This window comes from Alicyclobacillus acidocaldarius subsp. acidocaldarius DSM 446, from assembly GCF_000024285.1.
Lineage (GTDB): Bacteria > Bacillota > Bacilli > Alicyclobacillales > Alicyclobacillaceae > Alicyclobacillus > Alicyclobacillus acidocaldarius.
Genome location: NC_013205.1, coordinates 53,711 through 74,587, shown reverse-complemented (window position 1 = coordinate 74,587; position 20,877 = coordinate 53,711). Strand labels below are relative to the sequence as shown.

Sequence of the window (20,877 nt, the reverse complement as noted above, 5' to 3'; positions counted from 1 at the left end):
GATCCATCTCAACCCATCGACTTGATGGCCTGCGCCAGGTTGGCGACGTTCGGCGTGCCAATTCCGGAGGCCCGATCGTACCCGGGCACCGCGGACCAATACCAGTTGTTCCCCGTCGTCAAGTCGTTGAACGGCTGATTCGCGCCGTACCCATTCTGCTGCATGAGTTGGTAGAAGACCGGGTCGAGGAATCCGACTCGGCCGCCGACGTACTGATCGATGAGCGCCGTGATGCCGTTCAGCTGCGGCGCCACAAAGCTCGTGCCACCGTAGCCCGCCAGCCAGCCGCCCCCTGCGCTCCAGTACACGAGATAGCCCGTCTCCGGATCCGCGTCCATCGAGACGTCCGGCAGGTTGCGGCCCGGGTAGTTGCTTGGCAGGTTGTAGGTGAAGGGAGAGCCGTACAGCACGCCCTGCGAGTCGGTGAAGGCCTGGTTGGCCGCGCTGTTCTGGACGCCGCTCACGCCATTTTGATACCACGGGCGCGGGAAGATGACGCTCACGCCGCCGCCTGTCCCGATGGGGAACAGGCCTTGATAGCCGAGATTCTGCAAATACTGCCACGACCACGGCTGCTCCTGCGTGATGTTGACTTTGCCGAGCGAAAACGTGGCGGAAAACGGTACCGTCGTGCCACCCGCGGCCGTGACGAACGGATCCGACGCCGGGAAGTCAACCGTCAGAGGCGTGGAGAATCCCTGCGAGGGCGGGAAATCGCGAGCGGTATCGTACGCACCCGAATCTCCGGCGGCAGCATAGACGGAGATGCCCTGTGCCGCCGCCTCCATGAACGCCTGTGTGAAGGCGAGCAGCTCGTCGACGTACGACTGGCCCTGGTTCATCTGAGGCAAATAGTCGATCTCCGGCTGCCCCCAGCTCACGGACAAGGAGTCCACCTGGTTGTCGGAGACCGCTTGGTAGAACGCGTCGATAAAGCCCTGATCCGTATTGGGCGCGTCGTACACCACGACGTTGGCGTCTGGCGCGATGCCCCCCGCCTGCTCGACGTCGAGCGCCGTCTCGACCGACCCATCGTCCATCTGCCCGCCGCCGTCGACGTTCACCATCTGAATGCGGTTTTGCGCGACGTGCAGCCCGATGCCCTTCCAGTAGGTGTAGGCGTCCTGTGGGTTAAAGCTCGAAAGCGTGACAATGCCGACTGTCTCGCCCTTGCCGGTGATGCCTTTTTGATAGAGCGGATTGACGTCGTACCGGTTCGCCGTATCGCCGACGGTGTAGCTCCCCGGCGTGCCCGTCGCCGTGCTGCCTCCTTGCGGCAGCACCGCTTTAGGAGACGGCATCCCCGACACATGCGGCGTCTTTACGGTGAGCGACTGCGCCGCGTTCGCCGTATCGAGGCCCACCACCGCGAGCACGTTGGTGAGGAGCGCCACCGGAATCTGCGGCGGCTTCTTCGGCGCGCGGAACACCTGGCCGTTTGCCTTGAACAGGTCGATCACGGTGTTGAACGCGTGATCAAACTGCTGGATGGTCCCTTGCACCTGGAGATCCAGGTGATCCGCGCTGACGTTCACCACCTGCAGGCCGTACTGCTCAAGCTCCTGCTCGATTTGCTGGATGGTCTGATCCGACGGCGCGAACTGCGCGGCAAATTGGCTCGTCGTCAAAAACTTGTGATACTGCGCGCTGCCCGGCGTCTCCGTCTGCTGGATATAGTTCTGCAAAGCCGTCGGGTTCTGCACGTGCAGAATGACCGACGCCGTGACGGTCTGACTCGCGTTGGCAGGCCCCAGATCTTGCGCATTTTCCGTCGACGGATTCGCGAGCGGCGCCGCCTGCACAGCGTCCGCGTCCATGGTCGGCACCCCGACGGCCAGCATGCCGAGCGCGGCCGGGAGCCCAAAAGCCAGTCTTTTCCACAGTCCCACAAGAACGCCCCCTGACGTCCGAATCGAAGCTTGCGCGGGATGGATTCGGCAACGGCGGTGAGGATTCCTGCAACGAAATGCATCGATTTTTGTAGAAAAAGCAGGAAAGCGGCGCAAGTCGCAACTCGCTCGACTTTGCGCCGCCCTTCCATCGCGCCGAGGCTCAAGGCGAGAACTCGCCAGGCCATCCTCACGCCCCCACGAGATTGCCCGATGCGGGGATGTCTTCTTCCACCGTGGTTGCCTCCAGCACGCGCGCTTGGAGTTCCCGCGCGTGCCGCTCGGTTTCTTCTTCGCTCCAGCCGCACGCCGCCGCCATGTACCGGATGACGGCGTTCTGGTTCTCCCGCACCCAGTCGATGTCGAAGTACAGCGCGCCCGTCCGACGGATGAAGAAGTCGGACGGCGTCGCCACCATCTCGTGCCGCAGGCCGTACTCCAATTCCGCGTACACATCCAGCCTCAGCCCATGCGCCTCTGCGCGATCGCGCCCGGACGCGAGCAGGTTGAAGACGAGATCGACGTTGGTGCCATAGCGGCGGGCGAGGCGCCTCGCGTCCTCCTCCGCCAGGCCGAGCTTCACGCCGCGCTGCACGCGATCCTCGACAAACGCCGGCATCTTGTCCGATCCGCCGAAATCCCCGCCCGAATACGGGATCTTGTCCGTGGTGCACGGTCCGAAGCGCCGGCCGTCTTCGGCGAGATCGCGCGCCACCATGTCGACCACCTTCTCGGCCATCTTGCGGTAGCCGGTGAGCTTGCCACCCGCGATGGTGAGAAGCCCGGACGGCGAGACAAACACCTCGTCCTTGCGCGAGATCTCGGACGGATCTTTGCCTTCCTCGTGGATGAGCGGCCGAACGCCCGCCCAACTGCTCTCGATGTCCGCCGCCGTCAGCTTGACGCTTGGGAACATGGAGTTCACGCAGTCGATGAGATAATCGCGATCCGCCTTGGTCATGCGCGGATGGACGAGATCGCCGTGGTAATCCGTGTCGGTGGTGCCGATGTAGGTCTTGCCGTCGCGCGGAATGGCGAAGACCATGCGCCCATCGGGCACGTCGAAGTACACGGAATTGCGCAGCGGAAACCGCTTGCCATCCACCACGATGTGCACGCCCTTGGTGTGGTGCAGCGTCTTGCCGGATTTCGATCCGTCCTTCTCCCGGAGTTCATCGACCCAGGGGCCGGTGGCGTTGACGACCTTCTTCGCCCGAACGATGAAAGTCTCGCCGGAGAGCACGTCTTCGACCTCGGCACCCGCGACGCGGCCGTGATCGTAGAGGAAGCCGGTGGCCTTCGCGTAGTTGAGCGCAAGCCCGCTCATCTCCACCGCCTTCTTCAGAATCTCAAGCGTGAGGCGCGCGTCGTCCGTCCGGTATTCGACATAATAGCCGGCGCCCTTCAGTCCCTCTCGGCGCAGCAGCGGCTCGATCTCAAGCGCCTGCTCGGCGCTCAGCATCTTGCGCCGCTCGGATCGCTTGACGCCCGCGAGCTTGTCGTAGATGTAGATGCCCACGCTCGTCGCCAGCCACCCGTACGTGCCGCCCTCGATGATGGGCAACAGCATCCACACGGGCGTCGTGATGTGCGGGCCGTTCTCGTAGACGATGGCGCGTTCCTTGCCCACTTCGGCCACAAGCCCCACCTCAAACTGCTTCAGATACCGCAGGCCGCCGTGCACGAGCTTCGTCGACCGATTGGACGTGCCTGCGGCGAAGTCCTGCATCTCGACGAGGGCCGCCTTCATGCCCCGCGCCGTCGCATCGAGCAGGATGCCCGCCCCCGTGATGCCGCCGCCGATGATGAGCAGATCCAACGGCTCGCCGGCCATCTCTGCTTTGATGGCCGATCTCGCCGCGATCGAAAACCGCCCCTCCGCCATCTCATGTGCCTCCTTTGCGTCCGAACAAGAGAAAAAACCACAAACCAAGCGCCCTTCCGGCACCTGACCTGTGGTTTTCTCATCATCTCAACCATGCTTGATGAACTTGTCAAGTTCATTATACCGTCCGCGAAGGCGCGGATCCACGAGCCGTCAGATGTCCTCCTGCGCCCAACCCATCGTGCGCTCCACGGCGCGCTGCCATCCGCGATACAGGCGCGCCCGTGTTTCCGCGTCCATCTGTGGATCGAAACGGCGCTCGATGTCTCCGCTCCGGGCGATCTCGTCCTTGGACCAGAACCCCACCGCGAGCCCGGCGAGATACGCCGCGCCAAGCGCCGTGGACTCGGTGATCCGCGGCCGCTCCACCGGCACGCCGAGAATGTCCGCCTGGAACTGCATGAGCAGGTTGTTCGCCACCGCGCCGCCATCGACCCGGAGCGATTTGAGCTCGATGCCAGAGTCCCTCTGCATCGCGTCGAGGATGTCTTTCGTCTGGTACGCGAGCGAATCGAGCGTAGCGCGGATGATGTGCTCCTTGCGGGTTCCGCGTGTCAAGCCGAAGATGGCGCCGCGAGCGTACATGTCCCAATACGGCGCACCGAGGCCGGCGAACGCCGGCACAACGTACACGCCGCCTGTGTCCTCCACCTTGCTCGCAAAGTATTCCGAGTCGGCCGCCGCATCGAAGAAGCGCAGCCCGTCGCGCAGCCACTGAATCGCTGCGCCCGCGATGAAGACGCTTCCCTCAAGCGCATACGTGACTTTGCCGTCGAGCCCCCAGGCAATGGTCGTCAGCAGCCCGGACGGCGACGCCACGGGCTTCTCGCCTGTGTTCATGAGCATGAAGCAGCCGGTGCCGTACGTGTTCTTGACCATACCCGGTTCGAAGCACGTCTGCCCAAAGAGCGCCGCCTGTTGATCTCCTGCGATCCCGGCGATGGGAATGTTCGCGCCGCCAAACGTGTGTTCATCGGTGTGGCCGTAGATGGACGAGGAGGGCCGGACCTCAGGCAGCATGGCGCGCGGGATGCCGAGCAGCTTGAGGAGATCGTCGTCCCAATCGAGCGTGTGAATGTTGAAGAGCATCGTGCGCGACGCGTTCGTGTAGTCCGTCACGTGGACCTTGCCGCGCGTCAGGTTCCACACAAGCCAGGTGTCGATGGTACCGAAAAGCAACTCTCCTCGCTCGGCGCGCTCGCGGGCGCCCTCGACGTGATCGAGAATCCATTTGATCTTCGTGCCGGAGAAGTAGGCGTCGATGACAAGGCCCGTCTTGTCGCGGATGGCATCGGCGTGACCGGCCGCCTTCAGCTCATCGCAGATATCGGCCGTGCGGCGATCCTGCCAGACGATGGCGTTGTAGACAGGCTTGCCGGTCTCCTTGTCCCACACCACCGTGGTCTCGCGCTGGTTGGTGATCCCGATGGCCGCCACCTGTTCCGGGGACACGGCGGCCTTCTCGAGCACCTCTCGCGCGACGCCGCTCTGCGTGCCCCAGATCTCCATCGGGTCATGTTCGACCCAGCCGGGCTTCGGATAGATCTGGGTGAACTCCTTCTGGGCGATGCTGTGAATGCGCCCGGCGCGATCGAACAGAATCGCGCGGGAGCTGGTTGTGCCTTGGTCGAAGGCGAGGATAAACGTTCGAGCGTCCATGGCACCCTCCACAAAAACACCGAATGAGTCGCTGCGAGATACAAACAAACGGCGGACAAAGTCCGCATGGAGAACCACGCGTCATTGCCGCCGTCTCAGACGCTCAGAGGCAAAGCTTTCAACTTGCCTCCACTGTACCGCACCCGCGCGCTTCGTGTAAAGGGTTTCAGTTGGGCTGCGGGCCGTCACGGGCCACCCCCTCACCCCAACCCCTTGATCAAGATGCTCCCCACCATGTCCGCGGCGCGATCGAGCCGGTCCGCGGCGTTGCTCAGGTGGCGGTACACCTCGCGCATTCGGAAGATGTGGTGCACGTCCTGGCTCAGAAACAGCTCGGCGTTCGACTCCCGATACAGTTCCTCCATTCGGTTCTCCATCTTCTTCGCCCGCACAATCGCGGCGTGCACCGAGGGCCCCGGCTTCACGAGCCCAGCCACCGCCTCGGCCAGCGCATCCACGCCTTCCTTCAGCGCTCCGGCCATCTCGTGAATGGCGGGCTCAAACGGAATGGCATACACCAGAAACTCCTGCACCGTCGTATGTGCGTAGTCGAGGATGTCGTCCAGGCTGCGGGAGAGATCGTAGATGTCCTCCCGATCCATCGGCGTCATGAAGCTGCGGATGAGTTCCTCGATCACGTTCCGCCGAATGGCGTCGCCCTCCTGCTCCAGCACGCGCATCCGCTCCGCATACCGGCGCAGCTCGGCCTCACCCGGCTTCATCTCCACGATCTCGCCGAGCAGATGCACACCTCGTTGTGCCTGCCGCGCCTGCGCCTCCAGGAGCGCGAAAAACCTCGATTCATGCGGGCGAAGCCACTGCGCCAGCTTGCTCATCGATATCCCCCCCAAACAAACAGTTGTCCCGTCACACATCCGACGAGAAACGCCAGCGGCATGGTCATGAGCCACACCCCGGCCATCTTCCGCACCACGCGCCACCGCACCCGCCGCGCGTGCGCGCTCGCCCCCACACCCACGAGCGAGCTGTCGAGCGCCTGCGTCGTGCTCACCGGCCCGCCCAGGCTTGAGGCCGCGATCACGACGGCCGCGGTGGCAAATTCATTCATGACGGCGTGAATGGGCCGGATGCGAAAGACGTGGCCCTGAATGGTGCGAGCCACGCGCCAGCCGCCGACGAGCAGTCCCACCAGAAAGGCCGCGGTCGAGAACCCGACCATCCACGGCGCCACGTGAAATGTGCCGTGATGATGCGACACGCCCGTCACGAGCGCCAAAAGTCCCAGCGTCTTCTCCGCATCGTTTGCGCCGTATCCTATGCATACGCAAGCGGATGTCGCTATCTCCGTCCAAAGCGCCGCCCGTCCCGCTCGCGCCGACACACGTCCCAGGAGGACCCTGGCGGCGAAGTGAGCCGCGTATCCCGCAGCCCCTGCCAACACCACGCTCATGACGAGCGATCCAGCCACTCGCCCGACGCTCGCCCAGTGAACCCGATTCATACCAAGCATCACCGCGCCGACACCGCCCATCGCGCCCACGAGCGCGAACGTGATACTCGTAGGCACGTTTGACAAATAACAGGCGGCCAGCGTCACGAGCGTCGCCACGAGCGCCGCCGTCACCACTGGCAGGCTGAGTTCGGGAAGCGGCAGGATCCCCGCGCCAATGGTGTGCGCCACGCGTGTTCCGACGAGGAACGGAGCCGCAAGCATGCACGTGCCCATCTCGGCGATCACGACCGCCACAGGCAGAATTCGCGAACTCGAGAGCACAGCGAGCAAATTGCCTCCGTCGTTCAATCCGGAGAGAGCCGCAAAGATAGCTAAGAGAGCATATGCCAAGAGCACACTCATCCATCGGCCACCCCCTTGCATCTCAGTTGAGACCGGGAGTAGAAAAGTTATTATAGCGCGCGAAGGGCGGCTTGAGAACGTGTTTTTGGAGCATTTGTGATGAACCATAAGCCATAATCTTCTGGGATGGGATTGTGGACGAGGCGCTTTGAGTGAGTCGCGTCGTGACGCACCGCGACACGGGCTCGCGTCAGCAGTTCAGGTGTACATCGACCGAGGACGCTTGCGGAGGCGGTACTCACGCACACGGCGCGAACCTGGATCGATGGCGAAAACCCAGGGGGTTCGCGAAATGCGAACATTCCGCATGGGGACTGGATTTTTTGGCGGTGAGAGGGTATGATTAGGGCAGTTGGAAGACGTGAGACAAGCCCTCTTCAGAGGGGTTCGCGATTTGCGCCCGGAAAACCGCGTCAGGAGCGGGGCTCTGGAGGATAGCGTTAATCCGCCGAGATCGTCGGCGGCCCCATTGAAGCGATTGCGCCTGTTGAGTTGACCTAATGCGAGTAGGGGGGTTAATCCGCCGAGATCGTCGGCGGCCCCATTGAAGCTTCCTCAATCCCGATGTGCCGAACAACATCACGATTGTTAATCCGCCGAGATCGTCGGCGGCCCCATTGAAGCCTCATCGTAGCCGAGATAGACCACAACCGACCACGAGTGTTAATCCGCCGAGATCGTCGGCGGCCCCATTGAAGCAATGATAGGTTGTGTTAAAGTTGCTACAGTATCAATGTTAATCCGCCGAGATCGTCGGCGGCCCCATTGAAGCTTTTCTTTGAACGGTTTATTGTATTTATCGTAACCTAAGTTAATCCGCCGAGATCGTCGGCGGCCCCATTGAAGCGATCCGCTGGTACATCGGCGTGCCCTGGGTCAGCGGGTGTTAATCCGCCGAGATCGTCGGCGGCCCCATTGAAGCTGGCTAGCCATAGGCATTTGGTTTATCGGAATGGTCGTTAATCCGCCGAGATCGTCGGCGGCCCCATTGAAGCACCAACTGGAAGATCCACGACAGTCTTGTAATCTGTAGTTAATCCGCCGAGATCGTCGGCGGCCCCATTGAAGCATACGCCGCCGGAAATGGGAGTGCAGTGACATGCCGACGTTAATCCGCCGAGATCGTCGGCGGCCCCATTGAAGCACATCAAATGTTACACAATATGCGCTTATGGTAGAGTTAATCCGCCGAGATCGTCGGCGGCCCCATTGAAGCTTGCCGTCGAGGATGATCCGCATGCTGCACCGATGTTAATCCGCCGAGATCGTCGGCGGCCCCATTGAAGCGACGACTTGGTGCGGACCATTCGCAGACGGCGGTGGCAGTTAATCCGCCGAGATCGTCGGCGGCCCCATTGAAGCCACGCCACTTCGGGCGCGGACACCTCCGCCTGTGCAACGTTAATCCGCCGAGATCGTCGGCGGCCCCATTGAAGCCGTGGCGCGTCAGTCACATGCTTTGGACATGCCCAGTTAATCCGCCGAGATCGTCGGCGGCCCCATTGAAGCGCGGGCGATAACATTGTCCACACGACGGGCACGGGGGTTAATCCGCCGAGATCGTCGGCGGCCCCATTGAAGCAACGCCACGCTGAAGGCGCTCGGCGCGAACCCGCAGTTAATCCGCCGAGATCGTCGGCGGCCCCATTGAAGCGCGCACTACATGTGGTGTCTCTCATGTAAGCATTGGGTTAATCCGCCGAGATCGTCGGCGGCCCCATTGAAGCCCGAATCCGATGCGCAAACTGCTCCTCGACTTCTCGTTAATCCGCCGAAATCGTCGGCGGCCCCATTGAAGCAAGTTCATCCCAGTAAGCATCCTCGCCAGCGCTTCGTTAATCCGCCGAGATCCTCGGCGGCCCCGCCTGGCGCCGAGTTAGGCGTTCCTTTTACCTGATGAGGTACCCAGTTTGACGGCCCTCTTAAACCTCACGTTGACGTTAGCTTCCGATTGGCGTACACTGGGGTGCGGCAGAAGATGAGGAGGTGGAAGATGGATCGCGACAAAGCATGGACTGTGGAGGCCGTGGCGGAAAGATTGGGCATCACGCCGCGCACACTCCATTATTATGAAGAGAAGGGTCTCATTCCTGAGGTTCCGCGAACACCGGGCGGACACCGAGTCTATGACGAAGACACCATTGAACGCATCGAACACATTCTTCGCCTCAAGGAAGCCCTGGGCTATTCGCTGCAAGAGATTCGGTCCATTCTCTCCACAGAAGACCAGTTGAAGGCATATCGGGCGCGCATCGCAGAAGGTCACGAGCCCGAACACAACGTGCAAATGCTTTCGGAATCGGTGCGCTTGCTTGAGGACGTGGTTCGCCACATCGACGAAAAGATGTTGAGACTTGGGTCCATGCGCGAGCATTACATGGACCGATTGGCGCGCATTCGGGCCCGGCTTGAGCGCGAAGAGGCCGCGACAAGGACGGTTGGATTTCCAGACCAAGAGGGTGAGTGAGAATTTTGGATGCGAGAAGCCCTGCTTACAAGTGGATAGCGCTCTCCAACACCACGCTTGGCGTGCTAATGGCTTCCATCAATGGCACCATTCTCATCATCGCGCTGCCGGTCATCTTTGCAGGGATTCAGGTCAATCCGCTGCAGAGCGGCCAGACGAGTTTGTTGCTGTGGGTCCTGATGGGCTTCAACGTGGCGACGACGGTGCTGCTCGTGACGTTCGGCCGATTGTCCGACATGTTCGGCCGCGTTCGCCTTTACAATTTGGGCTTCCTCGTGTTCACCGTCGGCTCTGTCCTCTGCTCGCTGACCTGGAGCCACGGCAGGGCAGGAGAACTGGAACTCATCATTTTCCGCATGATCCAGGGCATTGGCGGCGCGTTCCTCTTTTCCAACAGCGCCGCTATTCTGACCGACGCGTTTCCCAACAACCAACGCGGTCTTGCGCTTGGCCTGAACCAAATTGCAGCGGTGGCGGGCAGCGTCGTGGGTCTCGTGCTGGGTGGGATCCTCGCCTCGACCGGGCATTGGCGGTACGTGTTCCTCGTCAATGTGCCCATCGGGATCATCGGCACCGTGTGGGCGTACCTGATGCTGAAGGAGATGGCAAAACCGCAGCGCGACGCGAAACTCGACATCCCCGGCAACGCGACCTTGGCCCTCGGCGTGCTGGCCCTGATGCTCGCGCTGACCTACGGCATCATGCCGTACGGGGGCCACAGCATGGGCTGGACATCGCCGATGGTCCTTGCGCTCTTCATCGGCGGCGTGGTGATGCTCGGCGTGTTCGGCGTGATCGAGCGGCGCATGCCGGATCCGCTGTTTCGCCTGGAGTTGTTCCGCATTCGGCCGTTCACGCTGGGCAACGTGGCGCTGTTCATGGGTTCGCTCGCGCGAGGTGGCCTGAGCTTCATGCTCATCATCTGGCTGCAGGGGATCTACCTGCCGTTGCACGGCGTGTCGTACGAGAACACGCCGCTCATCGCGGGGCTCTACACGCTGCCGCAGATGGTGGGATTTCTCGCCGCCGGGCCACTCAGCGGTTACCTGTCCGACAAGTTCGGGCAGCGCGCCTTCGCCACGGGCGGCCTTCTGGTGAGCGCAGTGGGATTTTTGCTGCTCGCCGCACTTCCTATCGATTTCAACCGCTTTGCGTTCTGGGCGGATATCTTCGTCATCGGCGTGGGGATGGGACTGTTTGCGTCGCCGAACAACGCCTCCATCATGAGCTCCGTGCCGGCTCAGTACCGGGGCGTGGCATCCGGCATGCGCTCCACCTTCAACAACGCGGGGCAAATGATGAGCATGGGCATTTTCTTCTCCATCGTGGTGGCCGGACTCGCGGCGAAGCTGCCGCAGGCGCTGGTGTCGGGGCTCACGGCGCACGGCGTGCCCGTCAAGGCGGCGGAGGCCATCGCGAAACTTCCGCCCACCTCGTCGCTCTTCGCGGCGCTCCTCGGGTACAATCCGCTCGAATCCCTGCTCGGCCCAAACGGCCTGAACGTGCTCAGCAAGCTGCCTGCATCGCAAGTAGCCGCCATCACGGGCAAGCACTTCTTCCCGACGCTCATCTCGCCGCCTTTCCACACCGGCCTCGCGCTGGCGTTTGTCATCTCGGCGATCCTCATGGTGATTGGCGCGGTGGCATCAATATTTCGAGGCACGTACCAAGAGCCTCAGGCCATGTCGCCGCGCGAAGCGGAGCGCGTCGCCAAGTGAGCGCCCCGCGCCATCCGCCCTCACAGCTGCCACAGCGCCTTCACGGAGGTGGTCACCGCCGTCGCGCCGGCCGCGACGGCCCGCTCCACGTCCTCCTTCGTCCGCACAAATCCCCCCGCGAGCACGGGCAGGCCCGTCTGCTCACGAATCTCCGCAATGAGCTGCGGCACCACGCCAGGCAGAACTTCCAGGAAGTCCGGCTTCGCCTGCTGCAACACGCGATAGCTTGTGCGCAGGCTGTGCGAATCGATGAGAAACACGCGCTGGATGGCGATCACGCCCTGCTTCTTCGCCGTCGCGATCACGCTCGCATGCGTAGAGATGATGCCATATGGCCGGATCATCTGGCACAAAAACTGGGTGCCCGCCTCGTCGTGCTTCAGCCCCTGGATCAGATCCGCATGGAGGATGAGCCGCTTGCCGGCCTTGTTCGCCATGCGCATCAAGCTCGGCAGCGCAGTGAGATTCGTCTCCAAGAGCACCACGACCGGATGCGGCCCCTGCATGAGCTCCTCGAAGTCCTTCAGGCTGCGCACGGCGGGCAGCACGCGCCGGCCCTCGAACGGATTCATGCCCGCCTCCGCTCCGCGGACGACCGCTCAATCACGACCGGCCGGATGCGCTCCACCTGCTTGGGCAACTCCTCCCCTTTGATGAGCCGCATGAGCATGGCGGCCGCCTGCTGGCCCTGCTGAAACACCGGCTGCTGAATGGTGGTCAGCGCGGGCGTGCTCGCCTCCGCCACGTCCGTGTCGTCGAAGCCGAGGATGGAGATATCGTCTGGGACCCGTAGGCCCGCGCTCGCCGCCGCGCGCAGCGCGCCGATGGCCATGTAGTCGTTGAAGCAGAAGACCGCCGTCGGGCGATCCGGCGCCTCCAAGATCCGGCGCATGCCCACCTCGCCGCTCTCCATGTCGAACTGCCCGTGCGCCACCCACTCCTCGCGCCAGCTGAGGCCGAGATCGCGAAACACCGCCTGCACCGCCCGCAGGCGAAGCACATTGTCCACGTGTTCTGCGGGGCCTGCGATGACGCCGATGGCGCGATGGCCGAGATCGTACAGATGTCGAATGGCGAGTTCCACGCCCGCGGCCTGATCGATCACGACGCAATGGTCGGGACTGGCCGCCGGATCCTGTTGCATGTAGACCACGGGAAACTTCTCGGGCAGCTCCTTCAGCAACCGCTCCGTCACGCCCGCGAACTGGGGCAGCACGAGCATGCCGTCGACAGAATGTTCGAGCGCTTTCTTGGCTAACATATCGAGTTTGTCGGGCGTGACGATATCGAACTGCATGGCGTAGTTGTCCTCGGCGAGGACCTTCGAAATGCCCGCGAGCATGGGAAACAAATAGCCGTTCAAGCGAGGATCCAGACTCGGATTGACGATGTAAAATCCGATGGAAAACACCTTGCCCGCGCGCAGACTTCGAGCGCTCATCTTGGGGTGATAGTTGAGTTCGCGCGCGGCTTCGAGCACTTTGCGCAGCGACTCCTCGCTCACGCGCTTGCCGTTCAGTGCCCAGGATACGGTCGTGGGCGACACCCCGGCCAGCCGCGCGATGTCCTTCACCGTGGCCACGCAGAAATCCCTCCTCGTTAAGGAATCTCTATCTGAACGCGGAACGCTTGGCCTGCAGAACCGCGAAAAAGATGCTCATTGACATTATAGACAACCGACGCTATAACGAAAGTAAATCGATTTTACTAAATCGTTTTGAAGTTCATGAAACCGCTTTCTCTGTGGAGGGATCGCCTTGAAGAGACCTTGGTCTGCTGCGCTGGCCGCACTCATCGCGCTGGGAACCGGCGCGTCGCCCGCGTGGGCCGCCGCCCATCCGTCGCCGAAAGTACCTGCAGGAGCCGCCGGCCGCGTGCGCGCCGCCGACGTCGTGTCGACGCCGATTTCGATGGAGATCCAGGTGATTCATGACGCGCTCACGGTGCCCGAGCTCGCCGCCGTCCAGGCCGCAGCGCAGGCAGCGTCCAACCTGTCGACATCGCAGTGGCTCCAGTGGCTGTATCCGAATGCCACGCCGACGACGAGCGCGCAGTCCCAGGCTGCGCAGGCCGTCGCCAACCTGTTCAACCTGGCCACATACGGCGCTGTATCGACCCGCGGGAGCAACGCCGCGCAGATTTTACAGACGCTTCAGTCCATTTCTCCCTTGCTCTCGCCGCGCGCCGTTGGCCTCTTCTATCAATCGTTTTTGACCGAGATCGGCCAATCGTCCAAAGCCATCTTGGCCCGCCAAGCCTCTAGCTCCATTGTCGGCAACGCGCTCGCGCAGGCCGCGTCGCTCTCGCCCACCATCTCCGCCTACCTGCGCCAGAACGGGCTGTCTCCGTCCGATCTCGCCCGCACCTGGTCGAGCTTTGAAACGCAGGTCGACCCGCAGGGCGCCGCGCAGACCGCGCTCGCGACCCGCATCTGCACGAACGCGCTCGGCTTCGGCGCGCCCACCGCCAGCGCCACCATCACCGTGAACACTGCCGCCCGCCTCCGGACCGTTCCTGCCACCGCCTTTGGGCTGAACGCGGCCGTGTGGGACAGCGGGCTCAACTCGCAGACCGTCATCTCCGAGGTGCAGGCGCTCCATCCCGCGCTCATCCGCTGGCCCGGCGGCTCCATCTCGGACGTGTACAACTGGGAGACCAACACGCGCAACGACGGCGGCTACGTCAACCCCAACGACACGTTTGACAACTTCATGCAGTTCGTGAACGCCGTGGGCGCCTCGCCCATCATCACCGTCAACTACGGCACCGGCACGCCCCAGCTCGCGGCCGACTGGGTCAAGTACGCCGACGTCACCCATCACGACAACGTCCTATACTGGGAAATCGGCAACGAGATCTACGGGAACGGCTACTACAACGGCAACGGCTGGGAAGCGGACGATCACGCCGTCCCGAACCAACCGCAGAAAGGTAACCCCGGCCTGAGCCCGCAGGCTTACGCGCAGAACGCCCTGCAGTTCATCCAGGCCATGCGCGCCGTCGATCCCAACATCAAAATCGGCGCGGTGCTCACCATGCCGTACAACTGGCCCTGGGGCGCCACCGTGAACGGCAACGACGACTGGAACACGGTCGTGCTCAAGGCGCTCGGCCCATACATCGACTTCGTCGACGTGCACTGGTACCCGGAGACCCCCGGCCAGGAGACCGACGCCGGGCTCCTCGCCGACACGGATCAGATCCCCGCCATGGTGGCGGAGCTCAAGCGCGAGATCAACGCGTACGCCGGATCGAACGCAAAAAATATCCAAATCTTCGTGACCGAGACCAACAGCGTGTCCTACAACCCGGGGCAGCAGTCGACGAATCTGCCCGAGGCACTCTTTTTGGCGGACGATCTCGCCGGCTTCGTGCAGGCGGGCGCGGCCAACGTCGACTGGTGGGACCTCCTGAACGGCGCCGAGGACAACTACACGAGTCCGAGCCTCTACGGCCAGAACCTGTTTGGCGATTACGGGCTGCTGTCGTCCGGGCAGGCCACGCCCAAGGGCGTCCAGGAGCCGCCTCAATACACCCCGCTGCCGCCGTACTACGGCTTCCAGCTCGTGTCCGACTTCGCGCGGCCGGGTGACACCCTCCTGGGCTCCGCCTCTTCCCAGAGCGACATCGACGTGCACGCGGTGCGGGAGCCCAACGGCGACATCGCCCTGATGCTCGTGAACCGCAGTCCGTCGACCATCTACAGCGCAGATCTGAACGTGCTCGGCGTGGGACCGTACGCCATCACCAAGGCGCTCGTGTACGGCGAAGGCTCGAGCGCGGTTAGCCCAGCGCTGACGCTGCCAACCGCCCACTCGGTCAAACTCATGCCGTACAGCGGCGTGGATCTCGTCCTGCACCCGCTCATCCCCGCGCCGCACGCCGCTGCGTCGGTGACGGACACCTTGGCGCTCTCCTCGCCTACCGTGACCGCCGGCGGCTCCGAGACCGTCACCGCGTCGTTCAGCTCGGATAGGCCCGTACGCGATGCGACGGTGGAACTCGAGCTGTACGATTCGACGGGCGATCTCGTCGCGAATCACGAAATGACGGGCGTGGATATCGCGCCAGGCCAGCCGGTGAGCGAATCCTGGACCTTTGCGGCCCCGGCCGCCAACGGGACCTACACCGTCGAGGCGTTCGCCTTCGATCCGGCCACAGGCGCCACGTACGACGCCGATACGACGGGCGCGACCATCACCGTGAATCAGCCTCCCGCAGCCAAGTACGGCGACATTGTCACAAAGAACACGGTCATCACGGTGAACGGCACCACGTACACCGTGCCCGCGCCTGACGCAAGTGGCCACTATCCGTCGGGAACCAACATCTCCATTGCGCCGGGTGACACGGTCACCATCCAGACCACGTTCGCCAACGTCTCGTCGACCGACGCGCTCCAGAACGGGCTCATCGACATGGAGGTGGACGGGCAAAACGGCGCTATCTTCCAAAAGTACTGGCCGAGCACCACGCTCCTTCCCGGCCAGACCGAGACCGTGACCGCCACCTGGCAGGTGCCGTCATCGGTGAGCGCAGGCACGTATCCGCTCAACTTCCAGGCGTTTGACACGAGCAACTGGACGGGCAACTGTTACTTCACCAACGGCGGCGTGGTCAACTTTGTGGTGAACTGACCTGCTCGCCCTGCGAATGTCAGATGGCGCCCCCGCGCGGGCGCCATCTCCGCGTCGGGCTTCCTGCGGTCGCGCGAGACCGCGTGCATCGAGCCGGCCCGAGCTACGCACGGGCATGCGCTGCTACGGCCGTCAGGCGAAGCCGCCCTGCTTCAGCGGAACGTGAGCAGGATGTGGATGAGAAGTCCCGCGGAGGCCCACATCATGAGGGCGGAGATGCGGTTGATGACGCGCCTCAGTCCCACCCCCGCCGCGGCGCGGCCCGCCACGTGGCCGAGCGTCATGAGGAAGAAGAACCACACCCACGACACGAGTGCACACCCCGCCGCGAACGACGCCCTCTGCCCCCACGTGCCGTACACGGCCGCGCTTCCGCCGATCACGGCGAGCGTGTCCATGAGCGCATGCGGATTCAGAAGTGAGACGGACATCGCGAAGCCAATTTGGCGACGCGGCGACCAGACCTCGGAGGTCACGGCGTGATCGTCGGGATTCTGGCGCCACGTCTGAAAGCCCATGTACAACAAAAAGGCCACGCCCACCATGCCAAGCGCGACGCGCAGCCAAACGATGTGAAACACGGCGCCCGACACCCCAAAGACCGCGAGCGCCACGAGAAACGTGTCGCAGAGGGCCGCCGTCACCACGGCAGGCAGGGCCGCCAGCCATCGCCGGTGCAGCGCGCCTTGGCTGAGGAGAAATCCGTTCTGCATGCCAATCGGCAGGATGAGGGCGAAGGCCAGAATGAGGCCGTGCCAAAACGCACCGACCATACGAGGCCCCTTTCCGGCGTTTGTTCAACCGATTCACAATCCTCCGTTGATTCCAAGCGCGGTGGGAATCACGCCGAGAACGGCCCAGGCGGTCGCCATCCACAGCCTCGTCTTCCTCGACAACCTCACGCGAAACATGCGCCCAAACGCCCAGGCAAAGAGCAGGCCCACGGCGAATTCAATCGCCGCGTACAGGAGAAGAAGGAGGATTTCGGCGACGAGCACGCATCACGCCTCCCCGAAGGACGCTGGAATTCATCAGATTTCGCGATAGAATTTCAATCCTCATCTTCCACCCTGAGTATACGGTAGGTGCACCTTGAATGTCGACCCACGACCTGGCTCGCTTTCGACCGAGATGTCCCCGCGGTGCATCTCCACAATGCGCTTGGCGATGGCGAGGCCCAGCCCATTGCCCGGCTTGCCGCGCGACCGGTCCGCCTTGAAGAAGCGAGTGAACACGCGGCTCACATCCTCCGGACGGATGCCGATGCCCGTGTCCGCAACCGACACGCAGACGCCTGTTTCTTCCTTCTCGAGGCGCACTTGAATTCGGCCGCCCGGCTCCGTGAACTTGATGGCGTTTGACAAGAGGTTCATCCACACCTGGCCGAGGAGGTCCTCGTCGCCCTCCAACTCGACGGGCTCCACCTGCATGTCGAGGAAGAGACCTTTCTCCGTCCACAGCGGCTCGCACGCAATCGCCACCTCGCGCAGTTGGCGGTCGAGACGGAAGCGCGTCAGCGTCACCGGGTGATGGCCCGATTCGAGCGAGGTGAGCTTGAGCAGGTTGTCCGCCAGGCGGGACAACCGCTCGCTCTCCGCCTCGATGATGTCGAGATAGTGGCGCCGCTCGCCTTCCGACAGTCCGTCCGATTTGAGCGCCTTCACGAAGCCGAGGATGGACGTGAGCGGCGTCTGCATCTCGTGCGACACGTTCGCCACAAACTCCTGGCGCATCTGTTCGATGCGCTCGAGCCCTTCCGCCATCTCGCGAACGTGCAGCACCAGCTGGTTCATGGGGTGATCCGGAAAGCCACGCCGGACCTCCAGCATGGCGCGGGCGCTGAAATTCCCGCGGCCAATCTCGCTCAAGGAGTCGAGAATGCGGAAAAAGAGGCGATCATCGCGATCGAAGCCAAGCGCGTTCCAGAGAAGCGCGACGAGCGCGAGCATCACCACACCCACGCCGCCGATGATCATCAGTTGGCCGTACGGCACGGGCCGCCAGCCGAGTGCACGCCCCATGAGGCGCACCACGCCGTACGAGGCGCTCAGCAACACAAACGACCAACACGACATCCAGAGGAGCCTGTCCAACGCTTCGCGCCACTGCCAGCGCTGATGACGGGCGCGGAAGTCGTCGTCAGACCCCCGCGAGGCGGCTCGCTCCTTCACGCGTTCACCTCCAGGCGATAGCCCAACCCGCGCACGGTGCGGATGCGAAACGGATACACGTCCTCGGGGAACTTGACGCGCAACCGCTTGATGTGCACGTCCACCGTCCGCTCGTCCCCCGCGTAGTCGTACCCCCACACCTCTTCAATCAGCTTGTCGCGGGAGAGCGTCCTGCCCGCCGACGCGGCCAGCGTGAACAGAAGCTGAAACTCCTTCGGCGGAAGCGCCATGCGCTCCCCGTTCGCCTCGACTTCATACGTGTCCGAGAGGAGACGGAGTACGGCGAGATCGAGCGCGCCGTCCGCCCGAATGCGGTAGCGGCGCAGGAGCGCCTCGACGCGCGCCACGAGCTCCTCGGGGGCGAACGGCTTGACGAGGTAGTCGTCCGCGCCGAGCCGGAGGCCGCGCACCTTGTGGCTTGTCTCCCCGAGCGCGGTCAGGAGCAGAATCGGCACATCGCGCTCTTCGCGCAACCACCGCGTCAGCTCGAACCCGTCCACCTCCGGCATCATCACGTCGATCACGGCGAGCTGCACCGGCTCACGGGCCACCGCATCCGCCGCCTCGCGCCCGTCCGCCGCCTCCACCACCCGATGCCCCTCCCGCTCCAGCGTGCTGCGCACGAGTTCGCGGATGTGAGGCTCGTCGTCGGCCACGAGGATGGTCGCCATGTTCATCACCTCACGCGCAATGTCTTACGTGCTGGGATCGTACCACGAATGGATGAACGGACGGTGAACAAGGGCCCAGCCGCTGTTCATCCTGCGTTCACAAACGCGCCTTACCATGAGCGCCAGACGGAAAGGAGTGATGTTGCACATGCAGTCTCTCAAAACGCCGACGAATCGCCTCACAGCCGCCACGGGCGCCGACGCGCTCGCCATCGAAGCGGTCGATCTCGTCAAGGCCTTCGGTCCACATCGCGCCGTCGACGGCGTCAGCCTGTCCGTGCAGGTCGGCACGGTGTACGGCCTGCTCGGCCCCAACGGGGCCGGCAAGACGACCACGGTGCGCATGCTCGCGACGCTTCTGCGCCCAGACGCAGGTGCGGCGCGCATCTTCGGCCACGACGTCGTGAAGGACGCGCAACGCGTGCGCCAGCTCATCGGCGTGACCGGTCAGTATGCCTCCGTCGACGAGACGCTCACCGCCGCGGAAAACCTGGTGCTCTTCGCGCGCCTCCTCGGCCAGAGCCGCCGCGAGGCGCGGGCGACGACAGAGCGCCTGCTCGGACAGTTCGGCCTCACCGAGGCGCGCAATCGCCCGCTGAAGCAGTTTTCCGGCGGCATGCGGCGCCGCCTGGATCTGGCGGCCAGCCTCATCGCCACGCCGCCGCTCATCTTCCTTGACGAACCCACCACCGGCCTCGATCCGCGCACCCGCGCCCAAATGTGGGACACCATCCGGCAGCTCGTGCGCGAAGGCACAACCGTGCTCCTGACCACGCAATATTTGGACGAGGCGGACCAGCTGGCGAATCGAATCGCCGTGATCGATCGCGGCCGCGTCATTGCGGAAGGCACGCCGGACGAGCTGAAGTCGTCGGTGGGACGGTCCTCCCTGCACCTCACCTTCGCCAACCCGGAGGACGTGCCGCGGGCTCGCGCCCTCGTGGAAGCGGCGCTTGGCGCGCAGGCCACGCCATCGCCCGAGGGGCGCCGGATCATCGCGCCCTTGGCCGACACGAGCGTCGTGCCGGATCTGCTCGTGGCGCTGAGGGCGGCCGGCATCGACATCACCGAACTCGGCGTGCAAAAGCCGACGCTGGACGAGGTGTTCCTCGCCCTCACCGGCCACGAGGCCGAAACCGCCGACGAAGGAGAGAGTGACTGATGCAACAGACATCGTTTGAAGCCATCCAGGCGCGCGCCTCCATGGCGACCACGCTGCGCCAGTCGCTCACCATGGCCTACCGCGGCCTGTTGAAGATGCGCCGGACGCCAGAGCAACTGTTCGACGTCACGCTGCAACCCATCATCTTTACGCTCATGTTCACCTACATCTTCGGGGGCGCCATCTCCGGCAACTCACAGAACTATTTGCCGCTCGTCATCCCGGGCATCCTCGTGCAGACGGTCATCACCGCATCCGTCGTCACCGGCGTCCAGCTGCGCGAAGACATGGACAAGGGCGTGTTCGATCGCTTCCGCGCCCTGCCCATCGCCCGCATGGCGCCACTCGCCGGGGCGCTCCTCGCCGACATGGTGAGGTACCTTTTGGCCACGGTCCTCATCTTCACCGTGGGGTACCTCATGGGCTATCACCCACGTGGGGGCCTTGCCCACGTCGCCATCGCCGCGCTGCTCGTCATCGTGTGCGCGTTCGCCCTCAGCTGGATCTTCGCATTCTTCGGCGTCGTGGCGCGGACGGCGGCGAGCGTGCAGGGCATCTCGATGCTCATCCTGTTCCCGCTCACGTTCCTGTCGAACGCCTTCGCGCCCGTCAACACCATGCCTAAGTGGCTGCAGGTGTTCGTCAACGTCAATCCACTCTCCCACCTGATTGCCGCCGTGCGGTCGCTCGCCAATCAGGGTCAGGCAACCCCCGATATCGCCATCTCGCTCGGCGGCGCCGTGGCCATCATGCTGGTGTTTGCCCCCCTTGCGGTGCGGATGTACATGCGCAAGGCGTGACG

Annotated in this window: 16 protein-coding genes and 1 CRISPR repeat array; of the genes, 5 read left to right on the top strand and 11 right to left on the bottom strand. The window is 63.6% G+C overall.

Going from position 1 to position 20,877, the window contains the following annotated elements:
• Nucleotides 1-8: 8 nt before the first annotated feature.
• The 5 genes from AACI_RS00310 to AACI_RS00290 all read right to left on the bottom strand — a co-directional run bounded on the left by AACI_RS00310 (nt 9) and on the right by AACI_RS00290 (nt 7,249).
• A complete protein-coding gene (locus tag AACI_RS00310; RefSeq protein WP_012809516.1) occupies nt 9-1,889 on the bottom strand; it encodes a S53 family peptidase in 1,881 nt (626 codons plus the stop codon).
• Nucleotides 1,890-2,079: 190 nt separating this feature from the next.
• Entirely contained in the window at nt 2,080-3,774 is a 1,695-nt protein-coding gene (locus AACI_RS00305; RefSeq protein ID WP_012809515.1) for a glycerol-3-phosphate dehydrogenase/oxidase, read from the bottom strand.
• Between the two features lie 153 nt (nt 3,775-3,927).
• Nucleotides 3,928-5,433 carry a glycerol kinase GlpK gene (glpK, locus tag AACI_RS00300; protein ID WP_012809514.1) on the bottom strand — a complete coding sequence of 502 codons (1,506 nt, stop codon included), beginning with the start codon at nt 5,431-5,433 and terminating at the stop codon, nt 3,928-3,930.
• Between the two features lie 200 nt (nt 5,434-5,633).
• On the bottom strand, nt 5,634-6,269 hold the full coding sequence (locus tag AACI_RS00295; protein ID WP_012809513.1) for a DUF47 domain-containing protein: 636 nt from the start codon (nt 6,267-6,269) through the stop codon (nt 5,634-5,636).
• Nucleotides 6,266-7,249, bottom strand: a complete 984-nt coding sequence (locus AACI_RS00290; protein ID WP_012809512.1) for an inorganic phosphate transporter — start codon at nt 7,247-7,249, stop codon at nt 6,266-6,268. The genes AACI_RS00295 and AACI_RS00290 overlap by 4 nt, the downstream gene beginning before the upstream one ends.
• A gap of 439 nt (nt 7,250-7,688) precedes the next feature.
• Nucleotides 7,689-9,048: a CRISPR direct-repeat array (repeat unit 37 nt; unit sequence GTTAATCCGCCGAGATCGTCGGCGGCCCCATTGAAGC).
• A gap of 194 nt (nt 9,049-9,242) precedes the next feature.
• Here AACI_RS00290 and AACI_RS00285 point away from each other — a divergent pair.
• Both AACI_RS00285 and AACI_RS00280 read left to right on the top strand, forming a co-directional pair.
• Complete coding sequence (locus tag AACI_RS00285) at nt 9,243-9,716, top strand: helix-turn-helix domain-containing protein (protein ID WP_012809511.1); 474 nt, start codon at nt 9,243-9,245, stop codon at nt 9,714-9,716.
• Nucleotides 9,713-11,434, top strand: a complete 1,722-nt coding sequence (locus AACI_RS00280) for an MFS transporter (protein ID WP_012809510.1) — start codon at nt 9,713-9,715, stop codon at nt 11,432-11,434. Before AACI_RS00285 ends, AACI_RS00280 begins: the two co-directional genes overlap by 4 nt.
• A 20-nt stretch (nt 11,435-11,454) precedes the next feature.
• Here AACI_RS00280 and AACI_RS00275 read toward each other — a convergent pair whose 3' ends face one another.
• On the bottom strand, nt 11,455-12,006 hold the full coding sequence (locus AACI_RS00275; protein WP_012809509.1) for a glycerol-3-phosphate responsive antiterminator: 552 nt from the start codon (nt 12,004-12,006) through the stop codon (nt 11,455-11,457).
• Nucleotides 12,003-13,016: a LacI family DNA-binding transcriptional regulator gene (locus AACI_RS00270; RefSeq protein WP_012809508.1), complete on the bottom strand. Its 1,014-nt coding sequence runs from the start codon at nt 13,014-13,016 to the stop codon at nt 12,003-12,005. Before AACI_RS00270 ends, AACI_RS00275 begins: the two co-directional genes overlap by 4 nt.
• Before the next feature lie 175 nt (nt 13,017-13,191).
• Here AACI_RS00270 and AACI_RS00265 point away from each other — a divergent pair, with 175 nt between their 5' ends.
• The gene (locus AACI_RS00265; protein WP_012809507.1) at nt 13,192-16,071 is read left to right on the top strand and encodes an alpha-L-arabinofuranosidase; all 2,880 of its coding nucleotides are present in this window, start codon (nt 13,192-13,194) and stop codon (nt 16,069-16,071) included.
• Between the two features lie 152 nt (nt 16,072-16,223).
• Here AACI_RS00265 and AACI_RS00260 read toward each other — a convergent pair whose 3' ends face one another.
• Genes AACI_RS00260 through AACI_RS00245 form a run of 4 tightly spaced genes read right to left on the bottom strand, consistent with a single transcriptional unit; the run spans nt 16,224 to nt 18,913 of the window.
• Nucleotides 16,224-16,844: a LysE/ArgO family amino acid transporter gene (locus tag AACI_RS00260; protein WP_012809506.1), complete on the bottom strand. Its 621-nt coding sequence runs from the start codon at nt 16,842-16,844 to the stop codon at nt 16,224-16,226.
• 33 nt (nt 16,845-16,877) lie between these two features.
• Nucleotides 16,878-17,069 (bottom strand): hypothetical protein, encoded by a 192-nt coding sequence (locus AACI_RS00255; protein WP_012809505.1) that lies wholly within the window; start codon nt 17,067-17,069, stop codon nt 16,878-16,880.
• 60 nt (nt 17,070-17,129) lie between these two features.
• Nucleotides 17,130-18,242 carry a sensor histidine kinase gene (locus tag AACI_RS00250; protein ID WP_012809504.1) on the bottom strand — a complete coding sequence of 371 codons (1,113 nt, stop codon included), beginning with the start codon at nt 18,240-18,242 and terminating at the stop codon, nt 17,130-17,132.
• Complete coding sequence (locus tag AACI_RS00245) at nt 18,239-18,913, bottom strand: response regulator transcription factor (protein ID WP_012809503.1); 675 nt, start codon at nt 18,911-18,913, stop codon at nt 18,239-18,241. Before AACI_RS00245 ends, AACI_RS00250 begins: the two co-directional genes overlap by 4 nt.
• Before the next feature lie 148 nt (nt 18,914-19,061).
• On the opposite strand from AACI_RS00245, the gene AACI_RS00240 reads away from it, so the two are divergent.
• Together AACI_RS00240 and AACI_RS00235 are read left to right on the top strand one after the other, a co-directional pair.
• The gene (locus AACI_RS00240) at nt 19,062-20,075 is read left to right on the top strand and encodes a daunorubicin/doxorubicin resistance ABC transporter ATP-binding protein DrrA (RefSeq protein WP_012809502.1); all 1,014 of its coding nucleotides are present in this window, start codon (nt 19,062-19,064) and stop codon (nt 20,073-20,075) included.
• Nucleotides 20,075-20,875 (top strand): ABC transporter permease, encoded by an 801-nt coding sequence (locus AACI_RS00235; protein ID WP_012809501.1) that lies wholly within the window; start codon nt 20,075-20,077, stop codon nt 20,873-20,875. Before AACI_RS00240 ends, AACI_RS00235 begins: the two co-directional genes overlap by 1 nt.
• Nucleotides 20,876-20,877: the final 2 nt, after the last annotated feature.